This window comes from Pseudomonas fluorescens, from assembly GCF_902498195.1.
GTDB lineage: Bacteria > Pseudomonadota > Gammaproteobacteria > Pseudomonadales > Pseudomonadaceae > Aquipseudomonas > Aquipseudomonas fluorescens_BU.
This window is the reverse complement of the sequence record NZ_CABVIY010000001.1, coordinates 25,933-34,749: the sequence shown is the minus strand read 5'-3', so window position 1 is coordinate 34,749 and position 8,817 is coordinate 25,933. Positions and strand designations below refer to the sequence as shown.

Below are 8,817 nucleotides of genomic sequence, written 5' to 3'. Positions count from 1 at the left end.
TGAATAACACTGTAGGAGCGAGCCTGCTCGCGATGCGGTTCATCATTCAACAGAGATGTTGACTGACATACCGCTATCGCGAGCAGGCTCGCTCCTACAGAGGGGGCGTCGGGAATTGTCAGGCGCTGGCAGCCATGGCGTGGCGCCGATGGTGCACCTCAAGCTGATCCTTGATCACCCTGAGTACCTTGGCCTCATGTTCATGGATGAAGAAGTGCCCGCCGCCGAGCATGTCCACGGAAAAGCTGCCACGGGTTTCCTGGCGCCAGCCGATCAGCTGCTCGGTGGTGGCCCGGTCGGCCTTGCCGCCGAGCACGTGCACCGGGCAGTTGAGCAAGGGCCGGTGCAAGGGCTCGAAACGCCCGCACAACTGGAAGTCGGCGCGCAGGATCGGCAGTGTCAGGCTCATCAGCTCCTGGTTGGCCAGCACGTCCTCGGGGGTGCCGTTGAGCGAGCGCAGTTGTTCGATCAACTCGGCATCGCTCTTGGGCTCGGCAAAACCACGGTCGTAATCCTCACGCATGGTCGGCGCAGCGGTGCCCGAGGCAAACAGGGCCACCGGCTCCGGACAACCGAGCGAGCGCAGCGCATGGGCCATTTCACAGGCCAGCAACGCGCCGAGGCTGTGGCCGAACAAGGCGTAAGGGGCGCTCAGGGTGATTTTCTGCTCCTGCGCCAGTTGCAGCGCCAGCCGGCGCATGTCGGTGTGCAGCGGCTCGCCATAGCGCGCGCCCCGCCCTGGCAGTTCCACCGGTTGCAGTTTCAGCCAGGGCGGCAGCTTGTTGCGCCAGCGGCTGTAAACCATGGCGCTCGCGCCCGAATAGGGCAGGCACAGCAATGTCAGCGGGGTCACCGGGCTTACCTCGAAAAGTTGTCTGCCAAGAGAGAACGGATGAGCGCCGCAGAGAATTAGTCGAATAGCCAATGTGGGAGCGGGCTTGCTCGCGAATGCGGTGTATCAGCCCACTTAAATGTTGAAGGTTGATCCGCTTTCGCGAGCAAGCCCGCTCCCACCATTGATCTCTATTTCAAATGACGGAAGCTTTGTACCGCAGCCCCCAATACGACCGCCCCCGCCGCAATCGCCACCCAAAACCCGCTGCGCGCGCCGAACGCATCCACCAGCCACCCGGAACTGGCGGCGCCGATCGCCACGCCGATGCTCAGCCCGGTGACCAGCCACGTCAGGCCTTCGGTGAGTTTGGCCGGTGGCACGATTTGCTCGACCAATGCCATCGCGACAATCAGGGTCGGGGCAAAAAACAGCCCGGCGACGAACACCGCCAGCGACAGCCCGAAAATGTTCGCCGCCAGCAGCAGCGGCAAGGTCGTCACTGCCGTCGCCACCCCGCCGTAGAGAAACAGTCGCGGCAGCGGCACTGTCGAGCGCAGCGCGCCAAATGCCAGCCCGGCCAGGCACGAACCGATCGCATACACCGACAGCACGATGCTCGCCGCCGCCGGGATGCCCTGATGCTGGGCGAAGGCCACGCTGACCACATCGATCACGCCGACGATGGTGCCCATCGCGACCATCAACAGCACCAGCAACTGGATGTCCACCGAGCGGATGATCGAACCCGAATGATGGGATTCATGGGGATGCACCGCCGGCTCGGTGCTGCGTTGCAGGACAAACGCCGTGACCCCGATGGCCAGCATCAACAGGGCCGCCAGCGGCCCGGCCTCGGGGAACGCCACCACGCACAGGCCCACCGACAACGGCGGCCCGACAATGAAGCAGACTTCGTCCAGCACCGATTCCAGGGCGTAGGCGGTTTGCAGTTGCGGCTGGCCGCGATACAACTCGGTCCAGCGCGCCCGCACCATCGCCGACATGCTCGGCATGCAACCGGCCAGCGCGGCGAACACAAACAGCGTCCAGGACGGCGCCTGCAATCGGGTGCAGAGCAGCACCAGCAGCAAGGACCCGCCACCGATCAAGGCCGACACCGGCAGAATCCGCCGCTGGCCAAAACGGTCCACCAGGCGCGACACCTGCGGTGCGCAAAACGCCGTGGCCAGGGCAAAGGTCGCCGCCACCGCCCCGGCCAGGCCATAGCCACCCTGCAACTGCGACAGCATGGTGATCAGGCCGATACCGGTCATGGAAATCGGCATGCGTGCGATCATCCCGGCCAGCACGAAAGCCCGGCTGCCGGGGGCTTTGAACAGCGCGCGATAAGGGTTTGCCATAGGGTCCGGCCTCGATAAGGGCCTGCAAATTGCCACAGCGGCGGATCGAGGGGGAAGCAGCAAATTGTTGGTCGAATGTGAAGGCCCCTTCGCGGGCAAGCCCGCTCCCACCTTTGACCTGAGTACACCCTCCCCTGTGGGAGCGGGCTTGCTCGCGAAGAGGCCAGAACAGTCACCGCACAAATGAACTCCAGCCCTTTAGCACCAGTCAGCTACTTAGGTCCCAGCTTCTGGAGTTTCGCGACAATGGCTGATCACCCCGAACGCCAAAGCCCCATCGACGCCCACGGCATCATCGGCGACATGCGCACTGCCGCGCTGGTCAACGACAAGGGCAGCGTGGATTTTTTCTGCTGGCCGGAGTTCGACAGCCCGACGATTTTCTGTTCGCTGCTCGACACCCCCGAAGCCGGTATTTTCCAGCTGGCCCCGGACTTGCCCGACGCCCGCCGCGAGCAGATCTACCTGCCCGATACCAATGTGCTGCAAACCCGCTGGCTGAGCGATCGCGCCGTGGTGGAAATCACCGACCTGCTGCCCATCGGCGACAGCGAGGACGATTGGCCGGTGTTGATGCGTCGGGTGCGGGTGGTCAGTGGCCAGGCCCGTTTTCACCTGCGCTGCGCCGTGCGGCATGACTATGCCCGTGCCAACACCCGCGCCCGCCTTGATGAGCAAGACGTGATCTTTGAAGCCATCGACCAGCCATCCCTGCGCTTGTCGTCAGACCAGGCCCTGAGCATCGACACCCGCGCCGCCGTCGCCGAATTCACCCTCGGGCAGGACCAGACCGCCGGGTTCCTGCTCGGCGCCATCGACGATCCGCGCTTCAAGGACGGCGCCGCTGCGCTGTGCCTGGAACGCACGTTGAAGTTCTGGCGTGACTGGATTGGCCAGTCCAACTACCGCGGCCGCTGGCGCGAGATGGTCAATCGCTCGGCGCTGGCCATGAAGCTGCTGACCTCGCGCAAACACGGCGCGATCCTCGCCGCCGCGACCTTCGGCCTGCCGGAAACCGCCGGCGGCGAACGCAACTGGGACTATCGCTACACCTGGATCCGCGACGCCTCGTTCACCGTCTACGCCTTTATGCGCCTGGGCTTCACGGAAGAGGCCAACGCCTACATGCGCTGGCTGCGCGGGCGGGTCAGCGACTGTCAGGGTCATTCGACGAAACTCAATATTCTCTACGGTATCGATGGCCGTCAGGAACTGCCGGAAGTCGAACTCACGCACCTGTCGGGCCACGGCGGCGCGACACCGGTGCGCATCGGCAACCTGGCTTACGCGCAGGTCCAACTCGACATCTTCGGCGAACTGATGGACGCGGTGTACCTGGTCAACAAGTACGGCGAAGCCATTTCCCACGAGGGCTGGAAACACACGGTGGAAGTGGTCGATCAGGTCTGTGAAACCTGGCAGCAGGAAGACGTCGGCATCTGGGAAATGCGCGGCGAGCAGCATCACTTCCTGCACTCGCGCCTGATGTGCTGGGTGGCGCTGGACCGGGCGATCCGCCTCGCCTCGAAACGCTCGTTGCCGGCGCCGTTCGCCCGATGGGACCAGACCCGCCAGGCGATCTACGCCGACATCTGGGACAACTTCTGGGACGACGAACGCGGGCATTTCGTCCAGCACATCGGCGGCACCGGCCTCGACGGTTCGATGCTGCTGATGCCGCTGGTGCGTTTCGTCAGCGCCAAGGACCCACGCTGGCTCGCGACCCTCGACGCCATCGAGAAAACCCTGGTGCGCGACGGCATGGTGTACCGCTATCGCAATGAACACAGCCACATCGACGGCCTGCCCGGCACCGAAGGCGCGTTCGCCGCGTGCTCCTTCTGGTACGTGGAATGCCTGGCCCGCGCCGGTCGGGTGGAAAAGGCCCATCTGGAGTTTGAGCAGTTGCTCAGGTACGCCAATCCGCTAGGGCTGTACGCCGAGGAGTTCGACAGCCATGGGCGACATATGGGTAATACGCCGCAAGCGCTGACGCATCTGGCGTTGATCAGCGCTGCGTGTTTTCTGGATCGCAAGTTGAGTGGGGAGAAGGGTTTCTGGCAGCCCTGAGGTTGGTTTGCGATACCTTCAAAGGTCGCCAACTTTAATGCTGGTCATAATTTTTACTACCGTAGTTGGCGCCATACATATAAAGCCAATACCAATAGTTAAATCATTATATATTGGAGATGTAGGAATCATCCTAAAAGCATGTCGGTCGAATCCCAACCATGCTTAACGATGTATCTAATTCCATCAGACGCTCTACCATTGAAAGTAGCGCCCACCTAATCGCGCGCATACTAAATACAAATAATAAAGAAAAGAAAAACTTGAAAATTCGACATATTGAACACTAACAATTACAGGCTTTAGGCACAAAAAAAAAACCAATAAAAAAGGAGAGCTAAACTTGGAGCTAAGACATCTAAGGCATTTTATTGGCGTTGCAGAGGAGCTTCACTTCGGCAGAGCCGCAAACCGTTTACATATTGAACAATCACCTCTCTCAAGATCGATCAAAGATCTAGAAAACGACTTAGGCGTAAAGCTATTTGAACGAACAACTAGATCAACAAAACTTACCCATGCAGGTGAGATCTTCCTTGATGAGGCACGACAGATAGTTCTGGCAATTGAAAAAGCACGCTTACGCATAAACAGCAGCTGCCAGCAGCTTAACAATAAGTTACGCATAGCAATAACTGACAATATAACCCAAGCCTACGCTACAAAACTGATTAAGAGGTGTAATAAAGAACACCCAGACTTGCAGACATGCATATTCGAATTCAGTGAAGAACAATTAGTTGCCTCACTAGGATCGGGGGAAATTGACGCCGGAATATCGTCTATCAATATCACCTCAAGCGGCCTAACGTCCACCCGTTTATGGAGTGAGGAAATAGTCATACTTATCCCACTAAACCACTGTCTATCAAACAAAATCACAATCACCTTAGAGGATATAGCTACGCAGCCATTGATTTTATTGAAACCTGTAACGCAAAATTTAATTAAAAACCACATCACAACACAACCTCCCTCATTTGAACTAATTTCAAATTTGGATGTATTGCTTCTTCTGATAAATACTGGCTGTGGTATTGGGATTGCAGCAAAATCACAAACCTCTATGCTAAGTCACTCTAAAATACGAATTATGTCCCTACCCCCTGACTCCCCAGAGATTACTACATATTTAATCACGCTGAATCAAAATTCAGACAGACTCGCCACGCTAATACAGGTTTAGGATTATACAACTTCTAGAAGTCACCAAACCTCCATTGACACTACTATGACCAAAAATGCAAAACACTTAGACAAAATCGGACTTTTTTCCTGGAGGCAAATATGGATTCATAGAGGGGCGGGATTGGCTCGCACACTAGGAAAATTAATCATGAAAAGCAGAAAATCAGTTAAATGCAAACAAGACAGCATCATCATAACCCCCACGGAAATCGCTGTACTCAACCCACCATCATCGCCAAAGCGTGCTCCAAAATTTCTGGTTCAAGGTGACAGCAATCGTCTCCGCTACTAACTAGGTCTCATGTAAATCAACATGCAATGTCACAGGTAGGCCGTTGCCCTGAACAAAGGAACATTTATGATAAATTGCAAAATCAACCTTCAATCACGCTTTGGCCTACCTACTTTTAAAAACAATAAATACCAATGGACTGATGGCAGTCATCTATCCATCTTGGACAACCCCTACATCAGTTCAACTTTATTTCACAACATTGATCGATGGATATGCATAATCCGACTCAACCCAAGTTCAATTAAAGATCATCCGCCACTTAATACACTGAACCACTCCATACTAAGCGAGATTTACAAAGAGTTCGCATTACTTGACTCGGAAGGCATACTTTTAGAGCTCGTCTTTGGAAACAATGGAAATGCATTGAGGATTATCGCGTCCAACGAAGGCAGTATTCCAATATATTTCTGCCAAAATTCAAATACCATCTATTTCAATTGGGACTTTAAAGAAATAACCACCAAGCGCAGATCCTTAATTCTTGACTACGAATATCTTATAAAGTCAACATTTGAACCAACATACTCTAACAGAACAGCCTTTCAGGGCATATCGATGCTGACTGCAGGCTCAACCTGCACATTCTCAAGAGAATCGTGCGAGTACAAATATCCCGCCCCAGAGTTATCGTTATCTCGAGAAATGGAACAGATAGATACCGATGAGGCGACAGACTTATTCTGTTCGTTACTGAGGAATAAAACCGATTTTCAACTAGGACAAACAAATAAAATAGCTTTAGAGTTAAGTGGCGGCCTAGACTCTTCGACTGTTGCCGTCACATGCGCACTCTCATGCCTGTCGCCAAAACTGAATACATATGGAATATTAGTCAGTGATCCGTCACTGGTTAAAAGCCAATTAAAAAGAAGATGCACAATTATTAACCATATAGACGCAAGCGACTATACAGTAAAAATTGAGGACCATTTACCGATCCTCTCATCACCTGCCAGTGACAAATACTATCTGAATTCAGAAGCATATGGGGCCGCCTTTGAATCAATATGGCACCGAGCAGCCGCTGACGAACAACATATCATTCTGAACGGCTGTGGTGGCGACGAACTATTCCCACAATTCTTAGAAGAAGATTTTTCAGCAGACCGACTTAGAAGTATCGATGATCATTCTTGGAAACTATACAATCAACTTTTGATTAACCGCCTGACACCGAAAACCCAAGACATCTTAGGTTCTCACTTGCTTCCTTGCGCCCCCCAAAAAATAGTCGACACAGGCATGTTACTAGCAATGGCACGAAGAGCACCTTTACTTCTTAGCCATAACCTATTGCCGCTCTATCCATTTCGAGACAATAACATTATAAGATTCTGCAGCACTCTGCCATCTAATCTAAGGGTAAACAAAACACTGCTTTCAAACTTCCTTAAAAAAAACACTCAAAGTAGTGTTTTTACCAACTACCCTAAAGAAACCTTCATGCACGCTGACAAAATAGCATTACTTACACAGAAAACATCCATATTAAAAAATTACAACACATTTAAAATAATCGAAATAGGACTAATCGAAAAAAACATATTTAAGCGTGACATTGAACAATTAAGTGTTAAAACGCCTAGATATGTGTTGGATTATTTATTGAACATTCTGGCTATCGAGCGTTTCCTGAAGGCCTACCTATGAACTCTATAAATAGTTTACTGTATAAAATCTCAGTAGCCTACGACATCCACGCTAACAACGCAGAAATTATCTACGATGGCGTCAACAAAATATTCAGAATATCAACCGATAAAGAAAATTTTGCCCTGAAAATATTTAATAAAAAAAAATCTACAAAGTATAAAATCTCATTTGAACGAACAATAATGGACCACATTATTTCTAATGGCCTGGACTGCATCCAACCTATATTTCCAAAATCTAACAAAGAACAAACCTACACGTTCGAGAATCAGATTTATTATGGAATTTTGACCCGAGAAATTATCGGGGCATCATACTCAGTAAACAACCAAAGCTTTCATGACTTCTTATTTGGTCAGGCGTTATTCAAACTACACAACTGCCCTACTCCAACTTTTACTAATCCGAAACAAAGCACAAGCAATGCCAACCAATTAATCTCCAACCTTAAAAAACATGATTATTCTTTCGAAACAAGCTGCTTAAAAAAAATAATACTCAATTTATTTCATAACATAGTCCAAACACCCCTGCCCTATCCCCAACATACTAAACGTCGTATTTGTCATGGTGATGCATGGCCAGGAAACGCGCTATATTCTGTGAACTCCTGCACACTAATAGATTTTGAGCACACAAGAATATCTGATCCTGCATTCGACATCGCTACTTTCATGTGGTGGTTAACCGGACTAGACCATGAGGAAACGCAAAAACTTACTGCCTGGAATAACTTCATTTTAGGCTATGGTAATTCAATAGAGTCGTACATCAACGAACACACGCCAACACTAATTAAAATAAACCAGCTTAGAAACCTTACATTCCTTCATGACAACATAATAATCAGCGAAGAAATCTTGGAGATTGCTCGTCAACAAACAACCTTTCTACTCGACAGACTAACACCATATATAAATCATGAACAGCTGACGGAGTCACTATGGAAAGTTTGACATTTAGAATCCGGCGAGCAACCATCAAAGATGTAAAAAAAATCACAAATTTCTACTCCAAAGAATTGCCTTCAACACACCCTTCTAATTTAATAAAAAAAACAATTAAATTTAATTTAACTTCAGCGACACTGAACCCGCCCACGCACGTATTTATAGCCTATCAGCACAGTGAAATACTAGCGCTAGCCATTACTCACTTCAGAGCAACCTACAATGCTTATGAAATCGAATGCACCACTAAAAAAACGTTCAGACGCCTTGGTTTAGGATCATACCTCATAGAACACTCAATAAAAAACTGTCAAACAAATGGATTTTCTTCATTTGTGGCAAATGTATCACCTAACAATCTAAATATCATCAAACTACTTGAAAAGCTAGGATTCAAACTTAGGACAACAACCTCCTCGACCCCATTAACGACATATTACTTATCACTTGAAAAGTGAGCCA

At 51.0% G+C, this 8,817-nt stretch carries 7 protein-coding genes; 5 read left to right on the top strand and 2 right to left on the bottom strand.

Features of this window, described 5'->3' with window-relative positions; all coding sequences use genetic code 11:
* Positions 1–118 precede the first annotated feature (118 nt).
* The gene (locus tag F8N66_RS00145) at positions 119–853 is read right to left on the bottom strand and encodes a thioesterase II family protein (protein WP_150768254.1); all 735 of its coding nucleotides are present in this window, start codon (positions 851–853) and stop codon (positions 119–121) included.
* 170 nt (positions 854–1,023) lie between these two features.
* A complete protein-coding gene (locus F8N66_RS00140; protein WP_150768253.1) occupies positions 1,024–2,196 on the bottom strand; it encodes an MFS transporter in 1,173 nt (390 codons plus the stop codon).
* Between the two features lie 246 nt (positions 2,197–2,442).
* On the opposite strand from F8N66_RS00140, the gene F8N66_RS00135 reads away from it, so the two are divergent.
* The 5 genes from F8N66_RS00135 (at position 2,443) to F8N66_RS00115 (ending at position 8,813) form a co-directional block, all read left to right on the top strand.
* The gene (locus F8N66_RS00135; RefSeq protein WP_150768252.1) at positions 2,443–4,266 is read left to right on the top strand and encodes a glycoside hydrolase family 15 protein; all 1,824 of its coding nucleotides are present in this window, start codon (positions 2,443–2,445) and stop codon (positions 4,264–4,266) included.
* Positions 4,267–4,609: 343 nt separating this feature from the next.
* Positions 4,610–5,452: a LysR family transcriptional regulator gene (locus F8N66_RS00130; protein WP_150768251.1), complete on the top strand. Its 843-nt coding sequence runs from the start codon at positions 4,610–4,612 to the stop codon at positions 5,450–5,452.
* A gap of 360 nt (positions 5,453–5,812) precedes the next feature.
* Positions 5,813–7,402, top strand: a complete 1,590-nt coding sequence (locus F8N66_RS00125; protein WP_150768250.1) for an asparagine synthase-related protein — start codon at positions 5,813–5,815, stop codon at positions 7,400–7,402.
* On the top strand, positions 7,399–8,361 hold the full coding sequence (locus tag F8N66_RS00120; protein ID WP_150768249.1) for a phosphotransferase enzyme family protein: 963 nt from the start codon (positions 7,399–7,401) through the stop codon (positions 8,359–8,361). Before F8N66_RS00125 ends, F8N66_RS00120 begins: the two co-directional genes overlap by 4 nt.
* Entirely contained in the window at positions 8,349–8,813 is a 465-nt protein-coding gene (locus F8N66_RS00115; RefSeq protein ID WP_150768248.1) for a GNAT family N-acetyltransferase, read from the top strand. The genes F8N66_RS00120 and F8N66_RS00115 overlap by 13 nt, the downstream gene beginning before the upstream one ends.
* Positions 8,814–8,817: the final 4 nt, after the last annotated feature.